This is a genomic window from Agarivorans sp. QJM3NY_30, from assembly GCF_050870855.2.
Taxonomy (GTDB): Bacteria; Pseudomonadota; Gammaproteobacteria; order Enterobacterales; family Celerinatantimonadaceae; genus Agarivorans.
The window spans coordinates 408054-433239 of sequence record NZ_CP194038.2; the positions used below are offsets into that span (position 1 = coordinate 408054).

Below are 25186 nucleotides of genomic sequence, written 5' to 3' on the forward strand. Positions count from 1 at the left end.
CTCTTAAGCGAACATGCCTTCCTTCCATCCATGGAATTGCTTGCGGATAGCACTCATGGGCTTGACCGCTCAATTGATGAGCCTAGCCAGCATATATAAATAAACCTATCAAATAAAATGAAGACTTGGCTAGCCATTGTTATATGCTTTGTGAAGCGACGCTTGCTTGTGTTGCCTGGTTCCCCCTTTGGTTAATATGCCAGCTAAAACTGTTGCTGAGAAAGGGCATTTTGGCAGGCATCGCGCGAGCGTCGGTGAGGCCGATTCGACCGGATCTTTGGTTCGGGACCAAATAGCAGCCATGAGGGCACTCGACACAAGCATCGTTGTTGTGGAGCGATTATTTATGACTTCCTCTCCAGTTGATCAAATATCGAGATTTCCCAAGGGCGCATCGCCAGTAGCAGTCCGGTATGGCGTCGTTTATCTAAAGGCAGGCTGGCATCCTGTTGATTGAGCGCCGCTGCTTCCTTGGTGAGTTGATTGAGTTTACGGCGAATGATTTCTATTGAGCTTGGTGAATAGTGACCGCGCAGGTAGAAACGAAAGCTATCATCATCTTCAAACCGAGAATTCATAAATTCGTTCAGCACTTGCTGTTCCATGAAACGCTCCAACGGACCGTTACTGATCCATCTAAAGTCCTGAGCGATTAGCAGTTTATAGGCATTGTTCGGCAGCAGCTGGATCATCTTTAGCTTGTCGAGTCGGGCCATCAGGCGAATACATTGGTGTTGGTCGATCTGATAGCGGCTGATGATTTCGTCAAAGCTCCAACCATCGCGGACACACACCGCCACCAGCAATAATTTGTGGTCATCCATCAACTCTTGTTCTTGCTCTCTGGTGAGCTGACTTAGCTTATCTTTTTCTTGATCGGCCAATAGAAACAAATCGATCAGGTTGAGATCAACGATATGACACATTGCTTCCAGGCGCTCCAGAGAAAAACTATTGGTAGAAAACATGCGCTTAATATTGGCTTCGCTCATATGCAAACGCTGGGCGACATCTTTATAGGTGAACCCTTGCTGCTTAAATACTTGCTTGAGGGTATCGCGGATCTGCTGTAATTGGCTCATGGTATATAAATACTATACTAAATGGTCACTCATACTAAACATATTACGCCGAGGTTTACAGTAAATAGACTAATCCCTATTGTTAATTCGAACTTAACCAAGAGGGAAACATCATGAAATTATGGAAATCACTGCTCATCACCGGTATCGCTTTAAGTAGTTTCAATCTTGCCGCTGCCGACTCAGGACAGCACTTCACTCAATCGGCGAAACACTCCGCCCTTGCCGCTTCAAATGGTTTACAGGGCAGCGGGCAAGTGGTTGCCAGCGTAGTGGCAACCCCGATTGTAGTGGTGGGGGCTTCAACAGTGGTGGCTGGTAGCGCGGTACTGGCATCCGGTATGGCTTTAGCCGAGTCGGCGGATAGCTCGGTGCCTTTGGAGATTGGTAACGCCATCGTCGTGGGTTGTAACTAGTCTGCCGCTCTCAATAACAAGGATGCTCAAAATGAAAATATTAAAACAGTTCGTCATCGTCTCAATGTTGTTCTTTACCGGTTATTGTTTGGCCGGCAGTGCGCCGGCCGATGAAGCGAAGTTTGAACCGGCAGCTATTGCTCAATTCTCCAAGCAGGTCGAGAAATACGCTGCCGCCCATCATGCCAATGTGTTCATCATTGGTCGGGTTGGGCGGCCGCAAAAAGATTTGCCCAAGGGGATCCAGTTTACTCATACCGCTTTGGCCGTTTATTCACAGTTGAAGCTCACTTCGGGAGAAACCACCAAGGGTTATGCTATCTATAATCTCTACCAGAATCAGGGAGACTTGGGTCATAGCAGTTTAGTGACCGACTATCCGGTGGATTTTTTCTGGGGAGTGGATAGTTTAAAAGCTGGCATTGTGATCCCAAAGCCTGAAGTACAAGCGGGCTTGCTGGCCTTAATTGCCAATAATCGCTATCAAACTTTGCATAATCCCAACTACTCGGTACTGGCTAACCCTTATAATGCTCAGTTTCAAAATTGTACTGAATATACTTTGGATATGCTCAACGCGGCAATTTTTGATACCACCAACCGCCAGCAACTGAAAGCACACGCTCAAGCCGAATTTAAACCGCAGGTGCTTAAAATCAATCGCTTTAAGTTGTTGATGGGCGGTTTGTTTCTCGATGAGGTCACGACTAAAGATCATACTGGTAAGTTAAAGACCGCAACCTTTACTTCGATCGCTCGCTACTTACAGCAGAAAGATTTAATTCAGGATGCGGTGGTGCTCTACCCGCACGATGCTTATCAGCCTTTACTTTAGATATATTGATTAAATCTACAATTCGTATAATTTAGGGGACGTTATGACTCAATTCATCAACAGTGAACCGCAAATTCATCAGCCAGAGAGCAACCATGTTCCGGGCCCATTTAATTTCAGGAAGAAAAGCGACATGAAACATCATCACTTGCCAAAACCCAGCGCTGCTTTTATTGCAGCCTCTTGGGCCGCCTTATTACTTGGTGCTGCGGCTTACCTACTTGGCCTATGGAATGCCGAGATGCAGCTCAACGAAAAGGGTTATTACTTTACCCTCTTGTTATTCGGATTATTTTCTTCGGTATCTTTGCAAAAGTCGGTGCGTGATAAGTTAGAGGGTATCAAGGTCACTGCAATTTATTTCTCGCTCAGCTGGTTTTCCTTGGCTGCGGCTATCGCTCTATTGGCCATTGGCTTGTTTAATGCGTCTTTAGCGCTGAGTGAGAAAGGTTTTTATGGCATGGCCTTTTGTTTGAGTTTATTTGCTGCGGTATCGGTGCAAAAAAACACCCGCGACTTAGCTTATTTTAATCAAGAGGATGAGGGCAGCAGCTCAGAGTCGCAGCCTGATGAAGTGGCGTAGTGTGGAGAATTAAACTAGCCAAAGCGGGTGATGTCTGGTTAGCTTAGCAGCTAAGCTCAGATCCGAAGGGGAAGTTTCGGCTTGCCCCTTTGCTTTAAATGAAGGAATGAACATGGCAGTGCAAGTGATCATGGCAGATTTGGCGCAGCTTGAAGCGGTTGCCGAATTGTTTGACCAGTATCGAGTTTTCTATAAACAAAACAGTGATTTAAACTTGGCTCGCGATTTTATCGCCGAACGGATGCGGCTGCAGCAGTCGGTGATTTTTGTAGCTTTATCCGCTGAGGGGCGAGCCTTGGGGTTTACTCAGCTCTATCCTAGCTTTTCGTCGACTAACGCGGCGCGGATCTGGATCCTCAATGATTTGTTTGTCACCCCTGCGGCGCGTGGTCAGGGGATAGCGCCACAATTGATGAATGCGGCAAAACAGCATGCTTTAGCCACCCAGGCGGTGGCACTTGAATTAGCCACTGCCACCGATAACCATCGAGCACAGGCGCTGTATCAATCTTTAGCTTATCAGGTCGATCGTGAGTTTATTCACTACCACTTACCTTTGGAGCCAGTTCAGTGAAGGGCGAATTGTGATGCAGCAGGCCTTTGTTTTAATGGCGAACTACAATCGGCAGCTGAATCGGCAGTGTTATGCTTGCGCTGCTCAATTGAGCCAACACGACGTAAAGCAAGAGCGTGGTGCCTACTTTGGTTCGATCTTTGCCACGCTCAATCATATTTTGGTCGGGGACATCCTGTGGTTGCAGCGCTTTGCCCGACATCCCAGTGCTTTTCGTGCCTTGCAGCCAGTGTTGAGTCTGCCTGCGCCGACCGGTTTGCAGCAAATTCTGTATTCGAATTTGGGGGAATTGCAGCAGGCCCGAGAGTTGATGGATGAACTGATTATTGATTTTATCGGGCAAATTCGCCAGTCGGATTTGCAGCATCATCTGCTTTATCACAATAGCAAAGGACTGCCTTACAAAAAGAATTTTGCCAGTTTGCTCCTGCATTTTTTTAATCATCAAACCCATCATCGTGGTCAAATTAGCACCCTCTTGTCGCAATTTGGTATTGATGTGGGAGTGACCGATCTGCTGAGCTTGATTGTCAATGAAGACTAATGTTGGGAGCGCTGCAGCTCGCTTTCATCGAGTCTTAATATATCTTGCTGCCATTGTTCGGCAACAAAATCGATAAATTGTCGAACCAGTGGAGATTGATAGCTGCGCGACAAATACACCGCCCATAAGGCGTGCTGTGGCAGGTGGTACTCATTGAGTATCGGCTGCAACTTTCCAGCCCTGATCAAGGGATTCGCCTGATCGCAGGGCAGTAAAATTATCCCTCGACCTTTTAGCGCTGCATTCAGGAGCAGGCCCATTTCGTTGGCTTGCAGGGTACCGGAAACCTCCACTTTATAGCTTTGCTGGTGGCGAATAAACTCCCATTGCTTATGTCCGAGGTGGAGCAAACAATTATGCTGTTTCAAGGCATTTAAGTCGCTGGGGCGACCAAACTGTTTCAGATAGGCGGGGGCGGCACAAATGACCGAGTCCACTCGCATCAGGCGGCGCGCGATCAACTGTTCATCGGGGGCTTGGGTATAACGAAAAGCTATGTCTACCCGCTCATCCACCAGTTGGGTGAAGCGATCCGAAGCGACGATGTCGATATTGACTTCAGGGTGGCGCTGGCAGAACTGGGTGACTACATCCAGCAATATATTTTGTGAGAAGGCGACTGGGGCGGTGAGCCGAATGCTGCCCATCAAGCGGCCAATTTGTTGCTGAGCTTGTAGTTGCATCGCCACCGTTTGAGCGATGATCTGCTCACAGTGGCGCAGCGCTGTTTCACCAGCCGAGCTCAGGCTGACCTTGCGGGTGGTGCGGTGTAATAGCCGTTGTTTTAACCAGGCCTCTATCTCCTGCACGTGTCGTGAGACTTGTAAGCGGCTTAAGTTAAGCTGCTCTGCGGCCTTAGTGAAGCTTTGGGTATTGGCCACTTCAATGAAGCTGCGCATGGCATCGAGTTTGTCCATTAGCTTATTAGTGCTCTATTTGGATACAATATGCATCATTATTGGCTATTTATCACGAAAAACCTAGATATTAAACTGCAGCAGTTGTTAATCATTTAGAACAAAACAGAATAGGACTGATTGATATGAAAGTAGCAGTATTAGGTGCAAGTGGTTGGATCGGGAGTCATATTGCAGCAGAAGCCAAGCAGCGTGGTCATCAAGTGCTCGCCTTAGTGCGTGAGCCAGGTAAAATTACTGACCCGGCTTATGAAGTGCGTCAGTTTGACATTCAGCAGTCAGCAGATCAATTGAGCGAGCAGCTTGAAGGGGTGGATGTATTGCTGGCCTCAATTAGTGGCCGAGCCGCTGGCAACCATGAAATTGTTGCCGCTACCGCAGAGCAATTGTTGGCACAGTTACTAAACAGCAGCGTTGAGCGCTTGCTGTGGGTTGGCGGTGCTGGCAGTTTAGAAGTGGCTCCCGGCGTCACTCTCGCTTCGGTCCCTGAGTTTCCCGCCGAATATAAAGCAGAATCCACTGCGCAGGCCGAAGCGCTGCAAGTATTTAAACAAACCACCAGCTCCGTTAACTGGACCTACATCAGCCCTGCGGCTGAAATTTTTCCCGGCGATAAACAAGCGGACTATCGTATCGGTGGCGAGCAGCTGCTTAGTGATGAACAGGGCAATAGCCGGATTTCGGTGAGTGATTATGCGGTTGCAGTGATCGACGAGTTAGAAAGTGGCCGTCATCCCAAACAACGGATTGGTGTGGCTTACTAGACTAGAACTAAGTCTGAGCGCCAGCCAATGCTGGGCGCTCAGGATTGGCTTCAAGAATTAGTCAATGGCCAGTTGGTAAACCGTGGTGGTGCCGGAAACTTCGTTCCCTACCGCGATATAGTGCTGGCCGATCCGTGAGAAGTAAGTGATAGACTCCGGCCCTAAATCTCCCGCCTTCGGATTATAAGTGGCGTTGGCACAATCACCATCCTGATCAACTTGGCTACAAACTGGCTGGTTAAAGTCGCGATTATTCACAAAATCCAACAGCACTGGTGCCGCAGGTTTGGAAATGTCGTAAGCGGCGACGCCCCCTTGACGCTCTAGACCGATAAAGGCAATGGTTGCGCCGTTGATCTTGGCAACGGTGATGGCTTCGGGCTCAACGCCCTTGTCATCCGAGCGGTCATCGTTGCTTTGATTGTCATTGCTGGCGTTCCAGTGCTGTGGACTGTTGGCTAAGTCTGATAATTGGTTGCCACTATCGAAGATCCGGTTTGCGGCTAAGTCAAAAATCGAAAAAGAGCGGGCACCAAAGGTATAGATCAAGTCGTTCGGTCCGATGTTTTTATTGTCGGCGACCACCTTGATTCGACCAATGGATTTTTTGTTGGCGATGGTGCCTTTTTTGCCATATCTTGCCTGATCCATTAGCGGGTGCTTGGGATCGACGTTCAGTTTGTAGCCACGAGTTTCGTCGCTATAGGAAATACAATCATCGATATGATGCTGGTATTGCTCGGCATTCTGATGTTTGCCACCCTCTTTATAGTCATCGCCATCCCATTGGTGTCCCGCTTGTTCACATTGTTGCTGGGTGGTGGGGTAAATATACTCTCGGCCATCGCCTTCGTTGGCGGTAATCAGGTAATCCTGACCATCGATGTTAAAGCTGGCAATGGAGTCTGGCATATAATAGCCCACCAACTGCGGGTAGCTGGCTTGGCTAAATTGTTGGTCTTTGTTGCTGAGATCGAGTTTTGCGCCATCGCCCCCCGCTGCAACACTGGCCCAGCTTTTTACCCCTAGCCCCTTAATCGACTCGATCTGCGCACTGGCGATATCGATGATGGCAATGGCATTGTTCTCCTGCAAGGCCACAAGCGCTTTCCCATGTTCTGTTAAAGCGATGTATTCCGGCTCAAGATCTTGCGCGACACTGGCACCAAAGGGACTCGGCAAGCGGACATCTTTGAGTTCGCCATGCCGTGCCTGACCTTGGTTAAATGCGCTAAAGCGTACTTGATGGATTTGCGCTTGTTGGTCGCCAAACCCGTTCGCTAGATCAACGATGGTTACCGAACCTTCAGGATCTTGAGAATAATCTCCATTGGGCTCGCCTTCGTTGGCGCTAAGCAGATAACGGCTATCGACTGTCATGGTGACCATGTCTGGCAGAGCGCCAGCGGGGTAAGTATTTATCAGGCTTAAATCATCGGAGCGATAGAGCGCGATAATGCCGTTTTGCTGCTTGTTTTGGTTTTGAATGGCGACCGCCACAATGCCGTTTTTTGCCACCACGCTATTGGCATCGCCGATGGCGATCCCGGCTTTTTGGGCGGCGGCTTGTAAGTTAATTTTACCGTCTTTACTGGGCGCACTTTGTTCCGCAGATAAGCGCAATACATCAATACTCTGATCTTTGGCATTCACTACATAGAGCTTATCGCGACAGCTGTCATAGGAGACGATTTCTGCCGACGAGCTGGCAAACTCACTGCCGGAAAAGTGACTGCCGACGCGCTTCATTTTTAAGCTGTTTAGACCTTGTTTTTGGCTCAAAGCTGCTTCTGTGAGGCAGTTTATGTCTAGGTCTTGGATGCTTTGAATGGCACTTGCCTGAGCGGTTTGAATAGAAAAACTTGCACCGACCAGCAAGGCTAAGCTGCTGTAAATCCGTATCGTGTGGTTTGCTTCCATGTTGATCTCGAGTATTTATGAAAACCCTTAGCATAGGACAGCAATGTGGCAGTTTTGTGTCTCTGGCTCAGTGATGATACGGATACCGCTTTAAGCGGAACTCTGGGATCATCAATTTGACAGGCGTCGGGCGGGCTGGCCAGCCAAGGCAGACTCGTTGGCGATGAACTTAGCCACCGAGCGTCCCAGAGTTTGCGGATAGTAAGGCGATGGCATGGGCGTTAACTGGCCTTGAAGGTCGCTGCTATACCCGCGTTAACTTACTGAGATGGTGTTGTGATGCATCCTTCCTTGCTTGAATTACTTGACGCGGGTAATGCTGATTGAATGCTGTTGACAAAACACTTGCAGTATCGCGCCCGGCCTTAGTTGTTCGATTTGAGATTGATGCACAGCATCAAAACCGCGCTGTTGCCAGCTACGTTGCTTCAGTTCGGCTTCGCCCAGTGGATAAATATCTTGCTGGCTGAGGCTATCATGTCGCGAAATGATCCAGACACGTTGTTGCTCCACCATGACACTGGTGAAGGCTTGTTTGAGTTTCCAGCCAAGGCGTTTGAGCATTTGAGGCTCCTTAAAAATGAACGTCAGTTATACCATAGCCGGATCTTGAAAAACCAATGCCTTCTTTGAGTGCGGGTGCGAGCTCTTAGATCGAACACTCACTCGAGGATTGCCTCCACACCTCCGACCAGATACAATTGTTTTTAACAAAATATTAACAAGGCGTATGGTATGCATATTGATAGACTCTTGGCCGAAATTGCCGAGCGAGTCCCGCAGGGCAAGACACTGACGATATCGAGTTGCTGGACTCAAGGGCGAACCGTATTTGGTGGGCTTTCCGCCGCACTATTGTCTGATGCGATGCAAACTCTCGTGAGTGATTCGCAACGACTATTACGCTCTCTCAGCACCAGTTTTGTTGGCCCCTTATTGGCTGATATGCCTTTTTCGATAGAACTTGAATTACTTCGTACAGGAAACAACGCTAGCCACATCAATGCCAGAATCGTTCAAGCAGGGCAGGTGGCGGTGACTCAACAAGCTAGTTTCGCTCTGCCTCGCAACTCTCGACTGGTGGTAAACTCTCAAATGGGTCACCAGTTGTCGTTGCCTGAGCGTTTAGCGATTTTACCAGATGTAGAGGGGCTGAGCCCTCGTTATATGCAGCATATTGATTTGGCGCTTGCCGCGGGTGGCTTACCTTATAGCGCCAGTCAGGATTCCCATTTACATGGTTGGATGCGCTTTAAACAGCCGCCTCGAGCCTTCAGTGACGCCCATCTGATTTGTTTAGTCGATGCCTGGCCACCAGCCGTGATTCAGATGATGAAACAACGCGCTCCCGCCAGTTCCATGACTTGGAATCTGGAGTTTGTTCATCCACAGCGCACGGTTGCCGCAAGTGATTGGTTAGCTTATCAGGCCCAGACTCGCCAAGCTGCCGATGGGTATGCGCATTGTGAAGCCAATATTTGGGATCGAGATGGCGAACTGCTCGCCATTAGCCGCCAAATGGTGACGGTATTTGATTAGTCGACAGGGGCTGCAGGCTACCTCCGGCTACCCAACTATATTTATGCATGAAGGGCGTAAATGGCATGATCAACGATTCGCCCATTTAGATTTTCTGCATTAGAAATAACCCCTTCTAGTTTCAGACCTAAACGTTCACAGACGGCTCTACTCGCCAAATTCTCTGTAGCGGCGGATATTTCAACTTTATGCATTTGTAATTCATCAAATGCAATGTCTATCAGTTTTTTACAAACACGAGTCATAATTCCATTGCCTTGAGCGGATTCTATAAGCCAATAACCAATGTCGACTTTTTTAATTCGTGATTAATCGTGTTGAAGGAGACATTACCAACGAGTATTTCATTGTAAAATACGCCACAGACCATTGATTTCCCATCGGCGTAATCATGAAGAGATTTTTGGATAAACGAAGCAAAGTCCTGCTCCGTTTTACAGTGTGGAGGCCACACTAACCACTGCTCAAGATAGGGTAAATTTTCTTGGGCCAATTGAGCGTATATTGGAGCAAAAGACTTTTGAACCAATGACAACTTAATATCATTATCTACTTTTAAACTGAACAAGAGTCACTCCTTAAATATCAGAGACGGCCTTTTTGATGCGCTAGTGTATGTCTCGCAGCGGCATGAATGCAGTGAAAAACCTTTGCAGGAGGCTCACCGTGTAATGATTAAACGCTAAGAACTCGCGAATGGCAAGGGCATTACCGTGAGGGAATGCCTGAAGAAAGCCAAAGGTTTTTTATCTAAAGAGAGGGCTAGCTAATGAAAAACATCATATGCGGCATAGGCTGGAGGCGAGTTGGCACAAGACAACGAAGCCAAGTGATCTAATGGTCACCGTAAATGATGCAGCAGTGTGCGAGAAAAGAGAAAGTGCATGTTCTACTTCTTATAAACAAAGAGTGGGGAGGTCTGCTTAACCAGCGAACGTTTAACTCACTCGTTTTATATCCGACCGGACTTAGGAACGGTGGCGCCAAAACAGAAGCCATCACTGGGGTACAAAGGGGCTAATCGACCGTTGTATCTTAAACACTTTCAGGAAACGCCCTGTGCGGGGCCGCATACGAGGGCTTGAGGTTACCGGCTACCCGATGAGGCCTTTTTAAAACATTGACCATGCATCTAGGCCAAGACTCTCGATACAGGGAACAAGTACATCAGCTAAGAACTCTTTCTCTTCAGTATCTAAGTCATCCCAAGGTAAATCATCTACCAGATCGTTTACATCCGAAAACCTTTGCTCTGCATCTTCAACTAAAATGCCAACTGATTTCAACTTATCAAGGAAACAGATAGTAGTTTCATTTAATAGCTTAACGACTTCAGGAACTGAAATGTTTAACCCTCGTGATTTCCATGCTTCAAGGGAATAATTGTCAGTCGCTTTAGCTTTAGTAATAATTTGTTCAAAATTGCTCATTAAACATTCCCTTTAGAGCGCCTATACTTGTTAGCACTAAACTCTTTTCAGAGGCAAGTGCGGTGGTTCTGGGAGTTCAACAGTAATTTGGTCTTCAAGTTTGACTATCCCACCTTTTATCACCGTAGCCATAATGCCGGCTTTCCTTATCAAGTTTCCTTCAGCATCTTTATCCAAAACTGCTTTAGTTAATCCTTTTTGATAGTTATCGAGTTGTGCACAAGGGTTTCTTAAACCAGTGACTCGAAGAACAACATTTTCACCTAGCTTGAGTACTGTGTTCGTTGGGAGAGAAAGGAGTTCTAGGCCTTCGGTTAGAACATTTTCTCCAATGGTACCAGCTTCAATTTCAAAACCTTTATCTCTTAGTTCTACAAAAAGTTCAGAATGGAGCAAGTGAACTTGACGAAGGTTTGGTTGTGATGGGTCAGCTTTGACACGCGACCTATGTTTAACAGTCTTGCCGCAATGAGCATCCCCTTCTATTCCCATCCCTTTAAGAAAGCATAATGATTCATATGTTTTCTTGGAGAAATTATGTCCTTCATCTTTTGATAGTGATACTACTTTCATAACATCATCCTTTTGCTGGCACGTATCGTTAGAATTTTGATTACACAAATTTGCACATTCCCAAACCAAGTCGGTTACCATTCTTTACTGAATAACCATATTTTGCATAGAAATTCTTGAGCTGTAGGAGCACTTTCTTTCTTCATATAAATTCCAACATACCACCAAAATAGGTCTGTGAATTTCAATGGATTATTAATTTTTGAGGTTTTTTATTGATAAGCTTTATTTTTTCTAGTTTAATGGATTTTATTTTCAATAAGGTGGAATTTATGAGCGTAGACTCTCTAATCTCAACCAAACTCAAAAGGTTACGTAAGAGACAAAACTTAACGCTAGACTCCTTAGCGGAGCGAAGTGGCATTAGTCGATCAATGATTTCGTTGATTGAACGTGGTCAATCAAGTCCAACCGCAACGGTACTAAACAAATTGGCTGATGCCTTGGGGATCTCTCTTCCAGAACTGTTTTCTGATGACTCAGAAAAGGCCAGCAATGACTCTCTATCGGTGTCTAATTTGGAGACGCAAAAAACCTGGCGAGATCCAGAGTCTGGTTACATTCGCCGTCAACTTACGCCGAAAAATTCCTCTTCACCAGTTGAATTAACCGAAATTATTTTTCCTCCAAAGCAAAGCGTTACTTTCGAAAACATGCTCAGACATATCGAAATACATCAGCAGGTATGGGTGATCTCGGGCGAGATTGAAATATATGATGATGATTCAACATGGCATCTCAAAGAAGGCGATTGTTTAGCATTTCAACAAAAGGAACACACCACATACTTCAACCCTAATAACACAGAAGCCAGGTATTTAATTACACTTACCAGCCTCCCGCTTTCAAGGAGAACAAATGATGGAATATAAGGTTATAACCTGTACATATGAAAAGCATGCACGAAGCATCCTAGATATATTTAATGATGCTATTGAAACATCTACAGCTTTGTATGAGTACGAAAAACTCTCAATGGAAAGTATGATTGGATGGTTTGAAACCAAAATAAACGGTGCATATCCAGTCTTTGGATTGGAATCTCTAAATGGTGAATTGATGGCATTTGCTAGCTACGGTTCTTTTAGAATGCGGCCTGCTTATAAATACTCGATTGAACATTCTATTTATGTTCATAAGGATTTCCGCGGTAATGGCCTAGGCCGAATTCTACTTGAATTGCTCATCAAATCAGCAAAAGAAAATAATTATCACGCCATCATTGGCGGTATAGATGCTGATAACCTCGGCAGTATCGCTTTACATAAAAAACATGGGTTTCAGCATGTAGGAACTCTACCTGAAGTCGGATTCAAGTTTGGCCGTTGGCTGAATTTAGTTTTTTATCAACTCGTATTAGATACCCCAACATCACCAACTGAAAAATAGAGAGTAACTATTACATAGGAGATGCTCCATGCAATCTTATACCACTTTATTTATCTTGATCGCAGCAGGTATCTCTTTGGTGATTCAAAATATCATTATGGTTAGAATTACTGATAAGGTATCTACAGTAACCATTACGTTATTACTGAATTCAATCAGTGGTCTATTTATATTGCTGATTATTCTGTGTATAAAAAATGGAATGGCAGGTATTTATGAAGCAGTACGGCATATCAGCCCAATGTCTTTACTTCCTGGGGTTTTAGGCTCATTTTTCGTATTTTCAAGCATCTTTGGCTACAAACATGTCGGTGTGGCAACAACAATAGCAGTATTAGTTGGCAGTCAATTAATATTCGGCATCATCGCCGATAGCTTCTATACTTCTTTGCCATCAAAGCACAATATAAGCACTATTGTTGGTGCGCTGTTACTTATAGCTGGCGTAGTTTTGATTGTTCAATCCAAAAAATAATCCGCATATAAATTTAGATATATGCGCAATGAATAAAGCCAGCCACCGTAAAACGTTACTAACGGTTAGGCGGCTATTTTGATGCGCTGTGTACGCCCAGCATGGGCGTCAACGAGCTGAAAGTTACCTATAGGAAGTTTAGCGTTTTGTTATTAAACGTTAAGGGCTCGCGAATGACAGGCGCATTATCGAATACTTACCTAGCATCTCAATGTGCTTCGAGATGGATGGATTAAGTTTTGCTACTCGAAGTGAGACGCCTAGTGCGGAACCGTATGCAGGGTATAGTGGGGCTAGAGGCTCGTGAACTCTCGCTGCCCGATTATGCCTCTTCTGACGTGTCGATTAAATCTCTTAGTTCTGCACCCAAAGCTTTACAGCGTTCATTTGACCATCCCCTCGATAAATGACTTACTGGGTAAACTATTGATTGTACGCCGTGTATGATCACTTTATTCGGACGATTTTGCTCTAGAGTACTTTGCGTTAGATTTTCAAAATAAGTCTTCACTTCCTTTCCGTGAACTAGCAGATACTTAGGCTTAATTGTTGAAAGTAGAAAACTAAACGTAGATGGATCCATTGACTCTTTTTTCAACTCATTAGCTCGAGTCGTCGCTGTGATATATAAGTTTGTTTCTAAAGCCTGTTCAGGAAGTAGTGCACCCGTTATAAGCTCAATACAGCTCCTAGTCCGACTAACCTTCAGACGCCTAGTCTTACCTTCCTTCAAAGGTTTTTCTGCACGTTCCTTAACGTAAGTATCGAACCAGACCTTTTTATCAAACCCATAATCCTTACTCCAAAAATTCCAGAACTGGGCCTTCATCTCTGTGGCTGCATTAAACCCTACTATAAACACCTTACACTCCAGTGGATTGCCAGTGCATACAAACGGACGCGGATTCTGTATTTCAGCTAAGCGGACCTTAAGCTGACTATCAAAATCCAGAAGTTTCATAATTTCTCCTTGCTCCTGAGGCATAACGCCCAATTAAGGTGTGACCACGCTATAACATCAAACTAAACCATTGTACTGTAGAAAATTCAAATTGGAGTGAAATCGCCACGCGTTGCGAGTCACTCTCAAATCTTTACAAATATGAATGGCTTCGACATGTGCTGGCTTGTCAGCGAGCACATATTGCGGCGTTTATTAGCCTGAAAGGCAAGCCTTCGAGCTTGCTTGTCTTTATAATGCTGAGCTTGATACATAGATAAGGCCGATTTGCTTGATGCGAGATAACAAGAAAGCTCATCCAAGGGTGAAAAGCCAGCTTCATCCGCGCAATCAACACCGCCAGCGTTATGATTTTGTCGCATTAATTAAAACTTGCCCAGAGCTCAAGGCCTTTGTTGCGCGAAATGCCTACCAAGATCTGTCCATCGATTTCTTTAATCCTCAAGCGGTACGCTGTTTAAACAAGGCCTTGTTAAAGCATTTCTACCATATTGAGGGCTGGCAAATTCCCAAGCACAACCTTTGTCCGCCAATTCCCGGACGCGTTGATTATATCCATTATCTTGCTGATCTGCTCGGGCAGAGTCAGGGGGGAGATATTCCGCGAGGTGCCGGTGTGCGCTGTTTAGATGTTGGCGTGGGGGCGAATTGTGTTTACCCCTTGGTAGGTAGTGCGGAATATGGCTGGTCGTTTGTCGGGAGTGATATCGAAGCCGCCTCATTGCAATCGGCGCGGTTGATTGTGGATGCAAACCCGCATTTAGTGTCGCAAATAGAATTACGTTTGCAGCGCCAACCTGCTGCTATTTTTAAGGGGATGATTCAAGCCGATGAGCGTTTTGCTTTGACCTTATGTAACCCGCCTTTTCATCGTTCGGCGGCAGAGGCTCGCAGTGGTAGCCAGCGTAAGCAAAGCAACCTGAAGGCGCGTGGTAAATATCAACAAAGTTTGAATTTTGGTGGTCAAAGTAACGAGCTTTGGTGTGATGGCGGGGAGCTGAAATTTATTCAAAACATGCTGGTAGAGAGCCAACTTTTTGCAGAGCAATGCTTGTGGTTTACCAGCCTAGTCTCTAAAGAGTCCAACCTAAAAGGCATTTATCAAACGTTAGAACGATTAAAGCCGGCGCAAGTGAAGACCATCAAGATGGGTCAAGGTAATAAAATTAGTCGTTTTGTGGCTTGGAGCTTTATTTCACCCGCACAACACCGCCACTGGTTGAGCAACCCGCGCTGAGTCGATTATTTACTAGCGTAAAACGGTATGGATATTCCATCCTTCGACGAACTAAGGTATAAGGGCGCTATGAAAATACCCAAACGAATACAGCCTTTAGTTGATGATGGTCTGGTCGACGAAGTGCAAAGTCAGTTAATGAGCGGCAAAGAGGCCTCTGTGTACGTAGTACGCTGTGGGAATGAGATCCGCTGTGCCAAAGTTTATAAAGAAGCCAGCCAACGCAGCTTTAAGCAAGCGGTCGCTTATCGTGAAGGACGTAAGGTGCGCAATAGTCGACGTGCCCGGGCGATGGAAAAAGGCTCAGGATTTGGTCGTGAGCAGCAAGAAAAAGTCTGGCAAAGCGCCGAAGTGGATGCGCTTTACAAGCTTGCTGCGGCGGACGTTCGGGTGCCTGAACCCTATGGCTGCTTTGACGGGGTATTGCTGATGGAGTTGGTGACCGATGACGAGGGCTATGTTGCGCCGCGTTTGAATGATGTGATGATGTCGGCGGAGCAAGCCGTAGAAGATCACGAAATGATGATGCGCTATGTGGTGCGCATGTTATGTGTGGGTTTGATCCATGGTGATTTGTCGGAGTTTAATGTGCTGGTGGATCAGTATGGTCCGGTGATTATCGATCTCCCTCAAGCGGTGGATGCCGCCGCCAATAATAATGCAGAGTGGATGCTGGCGCGGGATATCAACAATATGCGTGATTATTATGGTCAATATGCGCCAGAGCTATTAAAGACCGAGTACGCGAAAGAAATCTGGGCACTTTTTGAAAAAGGTGAATTAGCTGCTGAAACCGAGTTGACTGGCCAGTTTACCCAAGAGGATACGGTGGCCGACCTTGCCGCAATTATGCAAGAAATTGACTCGGCTCGAGAAGAAGAGCTGCGTCGCCGCGAACGGATTAACGAAGCCAAGAATGGTGTAGACGAGAGTAAATATAACTGGGCCGACGACGATTAAAGAAGTGGTAATTCATCATCTTTTTAAATTGCTTAGATACTTTCGTGTTAGCTGGATGAAGTTCAGAAATCATCCGGTCACATTATGGGTAAAGCAAAAAGCAACATAGCTAACTGGAAATCATACAACAAAGCATTCACCCAGAGAGGTGCATTCTTATTTAGGCAATAACGCTTCGTCACTCAGCAGTTCGAAAAATAATATAATGAGAAACTGTTAAGTGTCTCGAAACTAGGGGCTTACCAGAGACTTCGGTTTCTTTTGTTAATGAGGTTCAAATGAAAAAATTAATCTTGGTTCTAGCGATGCTCGTCAATGTTGGCGGATGCCAAGCAGAGCAATCTGACTGAATTTGCAAGCAAACATGGTGTTCAAGTGGAGTTCTTGGAAGTTGAAACAAACATGGAGCAATTTAGAGAACTAGGTCTTCGAGCTACACCTTCAATCTTCATTGGAAACGAACTCATCGATTTAGGCAAGTTCAGTTCTTATGAAGAGTTGAACCACTACATTGTGGAAAATGTGAAATAAAAAAGCTTTAGAATAACTATGACATGACACTCAGGGCAATCCCGCTAATAGAAGGGGCTCGGACAGTTTTTTATTTGAATGCTTAAACCAGAAAGGCTTCCTCTTCCACAAATAAGACGAAATTCCTCCGATACTAAGGGACTGGCCGGCAGGGCTCGTGACAGACTCTGGTAAAGGATAATCCTTTTAAAACATACCCCTATAGTAAGAGCGCGATGAAAGATCCCTAACCGTCACTCTTTACTGCAAGCGACTGCCAGCGCTGGATTTCACGCGCTACAAAATCCGCAAAGCAAGTTGGTTTTCGCCCGGTCAGCGTCTCGACATTATCTGTTACTTTATCTTCCGAACCTCGTGCAATAGCCGCATCCATACTCGCCATTATTTGGGCGTAGTTTTGATCCATGCCTTGTTGTTGAAAGCGCTCTACCAGTTGAGCGCTCGTCAAATTAATATGGGACACGGGATAATCAAGCGCCTCATTCAAGGTATTCGCGACATCACCATAGGTCATGGCGTCGGGCCCTGTTAGAATAAAATCGTTGTTCCATGCGGTTTCCGCAACCAATGCCGCTACGGCCACTTCGGCAATGTCTTGTGCATCGATAAAGCCCACTCGTCCCATGCCCGTGGCCGAATAAATCGCCTGTTCATCACAAATGGTTGGCAAATGCTGTTGCTCAGAAAAATTCTGCATAAACCAAGTTGGTCGCAACACTGCCCATTCTGGCGCATGCTTAATCAACCAGGCATGAACCTCGCCCATCATTGGTCCTCCAGCTTGTAAAGACGACGCACTCAGTAATACAAACCGTTGCACGCCCTGCACAATGGCTTGCTCCAGAATAGGCAGCATCAAGGTGCCATGCTCACTGGAGTTGGTTGGCGCAACAATGTAAAGCGCTCGAGTGTCTTTAAAGGTGGCCGTTGCCAACTCAGCTTGCATCCAGTCAAATGCCACCTCATTCGGCTGTTGAGGAGAACGAGTCGCGATGCGATGCGATACACCAAGATTAGTCAGTTTTTCGACGACATAACGGCCTGTTTTTCCTTTACCGCCTAATACCAATACATTAGTTGCCATGGCCACCTCCGCTTAGCATTTTATTTATTTGTGCAGCGCCCCCAAAAGCATTCATCACAACCAGCGGGTTCCAATAATCTCGGTATCGACTAATGAGACCATCTTTAAGGTCAATCACCGACACATAATCTTGGTCATAACGAGCATTTTCATTATCAGCATGTCCTTTACAAGAGAATTCCAATACGGCATTTTGACCATCGGTCGACAGAATAGAACGATGCAGCGACATGGATTCAACAGTTAATAGCCCCGCTACTTTTTGTAGATAAGCCGTAAATGCCGTCTTTCCTTCAACACTGTGGATACCGTCAGGCAGAGCGTAAGGAAACTCAAATAAAATATCTTCGCTCAGCATATCAAGCAGTGTTTCGGCGTTTGGCGCTAACGCCTCCCCCAAGCCTTCTCTTAAAAGAGCTGACAAACTCGAAAAACCGTCGCTACTATTCGCCATATTACTTTACCTTTTTTGGTTGAAACGCTATCGTATCAACCAAAATTATGAGCGATTTAAGAATGGAACGCAAGCGTATCGACGAAAAAAGTGATACCCATAAAAACAATAAACGAAAGCCTTCTGGCGCTGCCGTAATGCGAACAGACTTAACCGAAGCTTTGTTTGTTTCCTTATTTGAAGAATGGGCTCTGAATGGCTACACCGGCACTAGTCTTGAAAAAGTAGCAAAGCGTATCGGTGCAGGTAAAGCGGCGATTTATAGGCGCTGGCCATCGAAGTTTGCCTTCGCTTCTGAGGCCATTAAAACCGCTACCGTTGCGCTGACCGATGTAAAAGATCACGGCTCTTTGGAAGCTGATGTACACGCCTATTTGCTGATGTTCCGTCGCAGTTTACGTCATCGCTTAGTACGAAGAATCTTGCCAGATCTATACGCCGAGCGGCTGCGCTCTGGTGAGCTAGCCCCATTGATTGAAGGGTTATCCGACTTTCGTCGGCAATTGGGTCATCAGTTATTAGACAGGGCCATTACCCGTGGTGAAATCACCGAAAGCATCGACAGGGAAATGGTATTAGACATGCTGCCAGCTGCGCTGTATTGGCGCATGATTATCAGCGGAAAAAACATGACTCGCAAAGACATAGATCGCCAAACTATCGCGTTAATGGCCAGTATAAAAGCGCTGAGCCAGCTCTAACGGTCATTCACTTAAAGAAGGGGCCGGAAACTTAGAACAGTGGCGCTTGGGCTTTCGGTATCGAAGCTAAGCAAGACTATGAGCCGCAAATTTCGATGGGGACAGTCCCGTGTGCTTGCTAAAAGCGGAACTAAAAGCACTGGCAGATTTGTAGCCTATTCGTTCCGCAATATCTGCCATCGTGTGAGAATGACTCCGCAACAGACCTTTGGCAATAGCCATTCGCCATGCAATAACGTATTCCATTGGTGTAAATCCTACCGCATTGTGAAACCGTTTGAAAAAAACCGAACGAGACAATGCGGCTTCTTTTGCTAGCTGAGCAACGGTCCATGATTGGCTCACATCTTGGTGTATTTTTCGGATCGAGACGGCTAGTCGCTCATCGGCCAATCCAACTAATAAACCGGGAACATTCGGCGTATCCATCTTGGTTCGAAATGTTTCAATTAAAAGGACTTCTAATAAACGAGCCAACACATATTCTCTGCCTGGGCGCTGTGCTCGAGATTCCTCTATAACTAGCTCAACCAGTGCCGTTAGTCTTGCTGCTTTACGAATATGGACAAGTTTTGGCAGAAGTGCGAGTAGAATTGTTGAGTCGCGCGTAGCAAACTTACAATGCCCCACTAATACATGTGCATTTAATGAACTGTCTTGTTCTCCAACCCAATACACGTTGGGAGAAATTTCGACTGGTACCGAGTGTTTTTCATTGTGCGGGGGAGAATCGAGACTGCTAAAAGTAAAACTATTCGATTCTGGAATGAGAACAAAATCTCCAGCGACTAAGTTAATCGGTGCTTCGCCATCAGGTGAGAACTCACAGCTTCCATCTAGGACCACACAGTAAAACGGGTCGCTAACATCTTCACGCCTAATTCGCCATAACCCTGCCGCCTGCACCACTTTAGAAAAGCTCGCCTGGGGTTGCAAAAGTGACACGATATTGGAGAGAGGGTCCATCATAAATACCATAGATAATGAATTGTGTACTTTACGTTATGTATCATGCCATCGCCAGCCTATAAAGTTAACAGATTCATCACCTGAGGAATCTTTATGAAAACGATCTTAATCACAGGGGCATCATCTGGCTTTGGCCTTGAAACTGCAAAATACTTTCTTGCAAAAGGTTGGAAAGTTATCGCTACCATGCGTAACCCTGCAGACAACAGTTTGCCAGAGTCTGGGCAACTAAGCATATTGCCGCTGGACGTTACTAACATGGAGAGCATCAAAAGTTTAGTGTATTCGGTAGATTATATTGATGTACTTGTTAACAATGCGGGTGTCGGTATGCTTGCAGCGTTGGAAGGCACCTCAGATGAAGTGATTCAAACTCTGTTTACAACCAATACACTTGGCTATATCAATATGGTTAAGGCCTTCTTGCCTCAGTTTCGGCAACAGAAATCGGGTGTGATTATTAATGTTTCTTCCGCTGTCACGCTAAAAGCGTTGCCTTTACTTTCGGTTTATACAGCGAGTAAAGCGGCGATAAATGCTTTTACTGAGTCCTTAGCTATTGAATTAGAGCCCTTTAATATTCGAATGAACTTGGTGATACCAGGCCAGGCTCCCGCTACACGGTTTGGCGCGAATGCAAAAGCTCGCATGGAAAATGCTTTCCCAGAACCCTACCTGGATTTAGCCAATAAAATGTTTTTGAATAGGCCAAAACAAGCAAAAGTGACCCGTTCACAAGATGTCGCTGAAGCAATCTGGCAAGCTGCCACCGATGACAAAAGTCCGATGTGGATTGTTGCTGGAGAGGATGCGAAAGCAATGGTATTAAGCGACTAATACGTATTTTCTACATGGTTTTGCAACGCATTTAGCTTAGTCACGTTATTTCTTCTAAATACGAATGGCTGAAGTGAGCATCGGCGCGGCTATTCGGGTGGGTGCTTATATCTTTGATGCTATTGGCGTTTGGCTGGCGGTCTAGTTATCTTAAACGTATTAGCTCATTTATCGATTAGGCGACTTAAGCCAGCTAAAAAGCAGACTTAAGTTTTGTCATCGCTACGTAGCAATGTGAACACTGCGTCTTATTTATATAGCCCCAACTTTGATTATGAATTGGGGATATTTTTTCATCTATAAACTATCGGGTTTATTAATCATAACTTAAACATAAATTTATAAGACTGGTAATTTTTGATGCGTAGTTGATTCTTCAAACGCAGCCGCCATACCTAAAAGTTTCCCATCCTTGAAACGCTTACCAAGGAAGCTTAAGCCAACAGGGAAATTATTTGAAAATCCGGCTGGTACACTTATCACGGGTCTTCCGGTAAAGTTCGCCCAACCACAATGAGTACCTAGCTGATTAGGGTCAATCAAAGTTTCTGGATCTTCAACTTCAGCAGGTGGCAAAGAGACGGTAGGGTAAATAAGCGCATCTAGACCATATTCTTTGTAAATTTTATCAACACCTTTCGAAAATTTCACTCGACTCTCGACAGCTTCATTAAAGGTTTTAGGATCAAGCGGTTTGTTATCACTGTAGCTTAACCAGTCTTTAGTAATCGCATTCATTTTCGGGCTTTTCGCAATAAGGTCACCGTAGTTCAATACGTCAAAAGGTTCTGTTTGCTCTTTAAGTCCTTTTGGTATTTTAGCTTCGGTTCTTACGAAATAATCTTCTTTGCCGGTGGCATCCCAGTAAGAACCGGAACCGTATTCTGTCCACCAATCAGATGAAATATGAATTGGTTGTATAATAGCGCCTCGAGCACGAAGTTCATCACGTGCTTTCTGCATTGTCGCAGAGATCTCGGGTGTGATAGCTATCTCTGCTGTCCATCCACCGAAAGGAGCAACAACATAGCCGAGTACTTTCCCTTTCAAAGATTTATTATCGTTTAGACTATGTACCAAAGTCTCTGTCAACGCATGACCGTGAGTTAGGGCATCTTTTTGATCTTCACCAGCCATAACATCAACAACAGTTGCAGCATCAATTACGTTTTTCGCTAGCGGGCCTATGGTATCGCCAAGAGTGTTATAGTCCATTCCTGTGGTAGGAACTATACCGGGAGATGGGCGATATCCAACGAGCGAAGTGAATGATGCTACATCTGTAATCGACCCACACGACTCAGTACCAAGAGCCACTGGTGCATAACCGGCAACAACAGAAGCAGCAGAACCACCGCTTGAACCATTAATATTTTTTGTACGATCTTGAGGATTATATGTTCTTCCACCCGCACTCGATAAGGTATCCCAAAACATAGCAAATTCAGCCATATTTGTTTTACCCATTATCAATGCACCTGCTTTGATAAGCCTATCAACCGCCACCGCGTTATGGGCAGGCTGATACTCTTTTAATGCTTCATTACCATGACTGGTTGGCATGTTAGATGTATTAATATTGTCTTTAACAAAAATTGGGACTCCAGCAAGTGAAAGACTCGATTTATCGTTTAGTTTATCTAGCGCCTTTGCTTCTGCAATCACATCGGGGTTTTGTGTGAGAATAGCATTGAAGCCTTTCTTGGAGCTTTCAATGTTGTCGATCCGAGCCATGTATGCTTGTACTAATTCAACAGCAGTAACTTTTTTATGTTTGATGTCATTAATGATTTCTGTCACGGTATAGTTTTCTACATTTTCGACGGCATAAACATTTCCTCCAAATAGAATTGCAGCTATCGCTATGCCAAGTGCTTGCTTCCTCATGTTCATTACTCCTTAAAATGAAATTGACAAGCTTTAAAGGCATCTTCTATGCCATACAAGACATTAGGATCAAAACAGATTAAATAGCATCCTAAATGATTGTGTTTTATGCAATCATTTGATCTTATTGGTGCATTCGGCCCTTTTTTAGTGCACTGAAAATATTTAATTGATCGATTTCTCATTATTTTTAAGGGCGTGAATAATTGGTGTTATTAAATAATTAGATTGTTGGAATACTATTAAAAATAGAGAGGATAAAATATACGTCAACGTGGTAAAAGCCATGCATACATATTCGATTAATTAAGTCTAAGAGTGGCTTTGGGAATGATTAAAAGTGAATATTATAAATTACTTCGAGGCATGTCCATATTAGCCCTGCGACCCGAATACGACATTGTTTAATGCAATACAGATAAACCCTACAAAATTAATGGCCCCAAATACAAGATCATATTTTAATATGCTTACTATCAGAATATTGCAGAAATAGATTCTTCATTACTGACATGTCGAATCGCTTCAGCGAGCATTGGCTGCGTCACTCAGGTGGCGCTTAATAATAACGGCAAATAACATTTGGACGAGTGAATCGATTTGGGCGGAAAAGGATTTAGCTCAAATCTAAGCTGCCAAAACACCCTAGAAATTGGGACGCTGTCAGCTCAGGTCTGAGCTACTACACCATAGCCTTGACTCGAATATAGGGCTATTTTAGTGAGCCAATTGCTTGAATTACAGCCCCAATCCCATGGTGATTAATCCCCTCATTTACCACTCGATCAAGTGCTTCAAGGTGGTGAAATGAAAAGTTAGGTAATTCTTTTATTAACGTTTCTTTTGAAATCATCATTGAAGCTACTGGAGGCCCCCCCGTTTTATATACTAGCTGCTCAGGTCTATAACCCTCTAGCAAAAAAACACCAGAAGGTTTAATTGCTAATTCTATTCGACTATATAAATCTTGCCTGAGTGTTGGTGGTAGGTGACAGTATATAGAGACAATACCGTCCCATTTACTCTCTCCAAGATCAAATATTGCTAAATCGGCACAAATAGTTTCAATCACTACGTTATTTTCTTTAGCTAGCCTTTCTAATTTTTCGATGGCCACATTAGATATGTCTACCGCTGTTACCGAATATCCTAATTTGGCAAGAAAAACTGCATTTCTTCCTTCACCTTCAGCGAGTAATAACACTTTTCCTTTGGGGATTGCATCGTAATGACTTTTAAGAAAGTCATTCGGCAATTTCCCATAAACATATTCTTCTGTATCGTATATTTTATCCCACATACTAAATTCTCTGTTTATGAAGCAAGTTTCGTTTACTTATATGCTAATAGCTTATCATAAGGAAAATTAAGCTTGTTAGAACAAGATAATCTCCCCCCTTTGTCCCATTGATTGTTCAACACCATATCACTCCTTTTTAGCCATTTCAGCACGATAGACACAACTTGATAATCGAGTCATAAACAAAGGATACGATGGCTGGTGGCAACAAGGAATGGCATGAACACAGTTTGCAATGATCGTTTTTTTAAGCCTTAAACGATGGAAAAACTAGGGGGTGAGTCCTGTTATTCGGCGCACTTTTGGATTTGTTTGATTAACCATTGCAGGCTGTCTTGGCTGTCATACAGTTGATGAGTGAAGATGCTCAGCGACAAATTGGGTAGGTCGGCGGGCAGTTGCACGATTCGAACTGGTAGCATTGTGGCAAGCTCCTGGGCGATTCGCAACGGTACACACATTAGGTAATGGGTGTTGGCAATCACCTTGGCGCCAGCGGCATAACTTTGGATGGTGGTGGCAATCTGGCGAGCCTGATGTTGTTTGAGTAACCAACGGTCGATGGGATCGGCACCGGAATTGATTAAGGGTAAGTGAACTTGAGGTGTTTGCACAAAAGTCTTTAGATTGAACTGTTCGGGGAAGCGGCTTTGCTGCGCCACCAAGCCAACATAGGGGTCGCTCAGCCAAGGGTAACGGCGATAATAACGCGGCATATCTTGCAGCTCGTCGACGCCTAAGATGAGATCGATACGGCCCTGCTCAATACGTTCCATCTGGGTGTTTTCCGAAAGAATATCAATCGCGATCCGGATGTTTGGTGCATTGCGCTCCAGCATTTGAGTGAGTCGTGGTAGCGCAAAAAATTCGAAGTAATCAATGGCACTGATATAAAAAGTTTTGGCATCCAGTTGCGGATCAAATGGCTTCATTTGATCGAAGGCCGTATCAATCGCCCTCAAGCCTTTTTGAATATTGGGCATTAGTGATAAGGCGAGTGGGGTGGGCTCCATGCCGCTTTGGGTTTTAATAAACAGTGGGTTGTTAAAGCGCTTGCGTAATTTTGCCAGCACGTGACTGGCGGCCGATTGGCTCATATACAGTTTCTGGGCGGCTTTGGATAAGTTGCGTTCTCGGTGTAGTACCACCAGTAGGCGAAGTTGATTAATGTCGATATCCATCGTTATCGAACTCTCTCATATAGAAATGAAAAAAATGCATTTT

The 25186-nt window shown here is 45.0% G+C and carries 30 protein-coding genes; 15 read left to right on the forward strand and 15 right to left on the reverse strand.

Features of this window, described 5'->3' with window-relative positions; all coding sequences use genetic code 11:
- Positions 1-344: 344 nt before the first annotated feature.
- Positions 345-1082: a helix-turn-helix domain-containing protein gene (locus ACRRSX_RS01835; RefSeq protein ID WP_432454909.1), complete on the reverse strand. Its 738-nt coding sequence runs from the start codon at positions 1080-1082 to the stop codon at positions 345-347.
- A 113-nt stretch (positions 1083-1195) separates the two neighbouring features.
- Here ACRRSX_RS01835 and ACRRSX_RS01840 point away from each other — a divergent pair, with 113 nt between their 5' ends.
- The 5 genes from ACRRSX_RS01840 to ACRRSX_RS01860 all read left to right on the forward strand — a co-directional run bounded on the left by ACRRSX_RS01840 (position 1196) and on the right by ACRRSX_RS01860 (position 4034).
- Positions 1196-1498: a hypothetical protein gene (locus ACRRSX_RS01840; protein WP_432454908.1), complete on the forward strand. Its 303-nt coding sequence runs from the start codon at positions 1196-1198 to the stop codon at positions 1496-1498.
- Between the two features lie 31 nt (positions 1499-1529).
- On the forward strand, positions 1530-2333 hold the full coding sequence (locus ACRRSX_RS01845) for a DUF2145 domain-containing protein (RefSeq protein ID WP_432454907.1): 804 nt from the start codon (positions 1530-1532) through the stop codon (positions 2331-2333).
- 133 nt (positions 2334-2466) lie between these two features.
- Entirely contained in the window at positions 2467-2916 is a 450-nt protein-coding gene (gene yiaA, locus ACRRSX_RS01850; protein WP_432456113.1) for an inner membrane protein YiaA, read from the forward strand.
- Between the two features lie 112 nt (positions 2917-3028).
- Complete coding sequence (locus tag ACRRSX_RS01855; RefSeq protein WP_432454906.1) at positions 3029-3490, forward strand: GNAT family N-acetyltransferase; 462 nt, start codon at positions 3029-3031, stop codon at positions 3488-3490.
- Positions 3447-4034: a DinB family protein gene (locus tag ACRRSX_RS01860; RefSeq protein WP_432454905.1), complete on the forward strand. Its 588-nt coding sequence runs from the start codon at positions 3447-3449 to the stop codon at positions 4032-4034. The genes ACRRSX_RS01855 and ACRRSX_RS01860 overlap by 44 nt, the downstream gene beginning before the upstream one ends.
- Here ACRRSX_RS01860 and ACRRSX_RS01865 read toward each other — a convergent pair.
- Positions 4031-4951 (reverse strand): LysR family transcriptional regulator, encoded by a 921-nt coding sequence (locus ACRRSX_RS01865; protein WP_432454904.1) that lies wholly within the window; start codon positions 4949-4951, stop codon positions 4031-4033. The two genes, ACRRSX_RS01860 and ACRRSX_RS01865, sit on opposite strands and share 4 nt — an antisense overlap.
- 125 nt (positions 4952-5076) lie before the next feature.
- Here ACRRSX_RS01865 and ACRRSX_RS01870 point away from each other — a divergent pair, with 125 nt between their 5' ends.
- Positions 5077-5715: an NAD(P)-dependent oxidoreductase gene (locus ACRRSX_RS01870; RefSeq protein ID WP_432454903.1), complete on the forward strand. Its 639-nt coding sequence runs from the start codon at positions 5077-5079 to the stop codon at positions 5713-5715.
- 57 nt (positions 5716-5772) lie between these two features.
- Here ACRRSX_RS01870 and ACRRSX_RS01875 read toward each other — a convergent pair whose 3' ends face one another.
- Both ACRRSX_RS01875 and ACRRSX_RS01880 read right to left on the reverse strand, forming a co-directional pair.
- The gene (locus ACRRSX_RS01875; RefSeq protein ID WP_432454902.1) at positions 5773-7635 is read right to left on the reverse strand and encodes a choice-of-anchor I family protein; all 1863 of its coding nucleotides are present in this window, start codon (positions 7633-7635) and stop codon (positions 5773-5775) included.
- 300 nt (positions 7636-7935) lie between these two features.
- On the reverse strand, positions 7936-8199 hold the full coding sequence (locus tag ACRRSX_RS01880) for a hypothetical protein (protein WP_432454900.1): 264 nt from the start codon (positions 8197-8199) through the stop codon (positions 7936-7938).
- A gap of 171 nt (positions 8200-8370) precedes the next feature.
- On the opposite strand from ACRRSX_RS01880, the gene ACRRSX_RS01885 reads away from it, so the two are divergent.
- On the forward strand, positions 8371-9174 hold the full coding sequence (locus ACRRSX_RS01885; RefSeq protein ID WP_432454899.1) for an acyl-CoA thioesterase: 804 nt from the start codon (positions 8371-8373) through the stop codon (positions 9172-9174).
- 41 nt (positions 9175-9215) lie between these two features.
- Here the strand turns inward: ACRRSX_RS01885 and ACRRSX_RS01890 are convergent, their stop codons facing one another.
- The 4 genes from ACRRSX_RS01890 to ACRRSX_RS01905 all read right to left on the reverse strand — a co-directional run bounded on the left by ACRRSX_RS01890 (position 9216) and on the right by ACRRSX_RS01905 (position 11177).
- Positions 9216-9419 carry a GNAT family N-acetyltransferase gene (locus tag ACRRSX_RS01890; RefSeq protein WP_432454898.1) on the reverse strand — a complete coding sequence of 68 codons (204 nt, stop codon included), beginning with the start codon at positions 9417-9419 and terminating at the stop codon, positions 9216-9218.
- Positions 9420-9442: 23 nt separating this feature from the next.
- Complete coding sequence (locus tag ACRRSX_RS01895) at positions 9443-9742, reverse strand: hypothetical protein (protein ID WP_432454897.1); 300 nt, start codon at positions 9740-9742, stop codon at positions 9443-9445.
- Positions 9743-10286: 544 nt separating this feature from the next.
- Positions 10287-10604, reverse strand: a complete 318-nt coding sequence (locus tag ACRRSX_RS01900; protein ID WP_432454896.1) for a hypothetical protein — start codon at positions 10602-10604, stop codon at positions 10287-10289.
- Positions 10605-10640: 36 nt separating this feature from the next.
- Positions 10641-11177, reverse strand: coding sequence for an MOSC domain-containing protein (locus ACRRSX_RS01905; protein WP_432454894.1), 537 nt, complete (start codon positions 11175-11177; stop codon positions 10641-10643).
- A 272-nt stretch (positions 11178-11449) separates the two neighbouring features.
- Between ACRRSX_RS01905 and ACRRSX_RS01910 the strand changes: the two genes are divergently transcribed.
- The 3 genes from ACRRSX_RS01910 to ACRRSX_RS01920 are packed head-to-tail and all read left to right on the forward strand — an operon-like array spanning position 11450 to position 13041.
- Positions 11450-12049 carry a helix-turn-helix domain-containing protein gene (locus ACRRSX_RS01910; RefSeq protein WP_432454893.1) on the forward strand — a complete coding sequence of 200 codons (600 nt, stop codon included), beginning with the start codon at positions 11450-11452 and terminating at the stop codon, positions 12047-12049.
- Positions 12036-12566, forward strand: a complete 531-nt coding sequence (locus tag ACRRSX_RS01915; RefSeq protein ID WP_432454892.1) for a GNAT family N-acetyltransferase — start codon at positions 12036-12038, stop codon at positions 12564-12566. The genes ACRRSX_RS01910 and ACRRSX_RS01915 overlap by 14 nt, the downstream gene beginning before the upstream one ends.
- A gap of 28 nt (positions 12567-12594) precedes the next feature.
- The gene (locus ACRRSX_RS01920) at positions 12595-13041 is read left to right on the forward strand and encodes a DMT family transporter (protein ID WP_432454890.1); all 447 of its coding nucleotides are present in this window, start codon (positions 12595-12597) and stop codon (positions 13039-13041) included.
- A 322-nt stretch (positions 13042-13363) separates the two neighbouring features.
- Here ACRRSX_RS01920 and ACRRSX_RS01925 read toward each other — a convergent pair whose 3' ends face one another.
- Complete coding sequence (locus ACRRSX_RS01925; RefSeq protein WP_432454888.1) at positions 13364-14002, reverse strand: hypothetical protein; 639 nt, start codon at positions 14000-14002, stop codon at positions 13364-13366.
- A 274-nt stretch (positions 14003-14276) separates the two neighbouring features.
- On the opposite strand from ACRRSX_RS01925, the gene rlmF reads away from it, so the two are divergent.
- The 3 genes from rlmF to ACRRSX_RS01940 all read left to right on the forward strand — a co-directional run bounded on the left by rlmF (position 14277) and on the right by ACRRSX_RS01940 (position 16730).
- Entirely contained in the window at positions 14277-15239 is a 963-nt protein-coding gene (rlmF, locus tag ACRRSX_RS01930) for a 23S rRNA (adenine(1618)-N(6))-methyltransferase RlmF (RefSeq protein ID WP_432454887.1), read from the forward strand.
- A 69-nt stretch (positions 15240-15308) separates the two neighbouring features.
- Entirely contained in the window at positions 15309-16199 is an 891-nt protein-coding gene (locus tag ACRRSX_RS01935; RefSeq protein ID WP_432454886.1) for a PA4780 family RIO1-like protein kinase, read from the forward strand.
- A 315-nt stretch (positions 16200-16514) separates the two neighbouring features.
- Positions 16515-16730, forward strand: coding sequence for a DsbA family protein (locus ACRRSX_RS01940; protein WP_432454885.1), 216 nt, complete (start codon positions 16515-16517; stop codon positions 16728-16730).
- Positions 16731-16956: 226 nt separating this feature from the next.
- On the opposite strand, the gene ACRRSX_RS01945 is transcribed toward ACRRSX_RS01940, so the two are convergent.
- Both ACRRSX_RS01945 and ACRRSX_RS01950 read right to left on the reverse strand, forming a co-directional pair.
- Positions 16957-17814, reverse strand: coding sequence for an ergot alkaloid biosynthesis protein (locus ACRRSX_RS01945; protein ID WP_432454884.1), 858 nt, complete (start codon positions 17812-17814; stop codon positions 16957-16959).
- Positions 17804-18268, reverse strand: a complete 465-nt coding sequence (locus ACRRSX_RS01950) for a nuclear transport factor 2 family protein (RefSeq protein WP_432454883.1) — start codon at positions 18266-18268, stop codon at positions 17804-17806. The genes ACRRSX_RS01945 and ACRRSX_RS01950 overlap by 11 nt, the downstream gene beginning before the upstream one ends.
- A gap of 62 nt (positions 18269-18330) precedes the next feature.
- Between ACRRSX_RS01950 and ACRRSX_RS01955 the strand changes: the two genes are divergently transcribed.
- Positions 18331-18969: a TetR/AcrR family transcriptional regulator gene (locus ACRRSX_RS01955; RefSeq protein WP_432454882.1), complete on the forward strand. Its 639-nt coding sequence runs from the start codon at positions 18331-18333 to the stop codon at positions 18967-18969.
- A gap of 66 nt (positions 18970-19035) precedes the next feature.
- Here ACRRSX_RS01955 and ACRRSX_RS01960 read toward each other — a convergent pair whose 3' ends face one another.
- Entirely contained in the window at positions 19036-19938 is a 903-nt protein-coding gene (locus ACRRSX_RS01960) for an AraC family transcriptional regulator (protein WP_432454881.1), read from the reverse strand.
- A 93-nt stretch (positions 19939-20031) separates the two neighbouring features.
- On the opposite strand from ACRRSX_RS01960, the gene ACRRSX_RS01965 reads away from it, so the two are divergent.
- Positions 20032-20775 (forward strand): SDR family oxidoreductase, encoded by a 744-nt coding sequence (locus ACRRSX_RS01965; protein ID WP_432454880.1) that lies wholly within the window; start codon positions 20032-20034, stop codon positions 20773-20775.
- Positions 20776-21114: 339 nt separating this feature from the next.
- Here ACRRSX_RS01965 and ACRRSX_RS01970 read toward each other — a convergent pair whose 3' ends face one another.
- The 3 genes from ACRRSX_RS01970 to ACRRSX_RS01980 form a co-directional block, all read right to left on the reverse strand.
- On the reverse strand, positions 21115-22662 hold the full coding sequence (locus tag ACRRSX_RS01970) for an amidase (protein WP_432454879.1): 1548 nt from the start codon (positions 22660-22662) through the stop codon (positions 21115-21117).
- Between the two features lie 712 nt (positions 22663-23374).
- Positions 23375-23962, reverse strand: coding sequence for a class I SAM-dependent methyltransferase (locus ACRRSX_RS01975; protein ID WP_432454878.1), 588 nt, complete (start codon positions 23960-23962; stop codon positions 23375-23377).
- A gap of 287 nt (positions 23963-24249) precedes the next feature.
- On the reverse strand, positions 24250-25143 hold the full coding sequence (locus tag ACRRSX_RS01980; RefSeq protein ID WP_432454877.1) for a LysR family transcriptional regulator: 894 nt from the start codon (positions 25141-25143) through the stop codon (positions 24250-24252).
- Between the last annotated feature and the right edge of the window lie 43 nt (positions 25144-25186).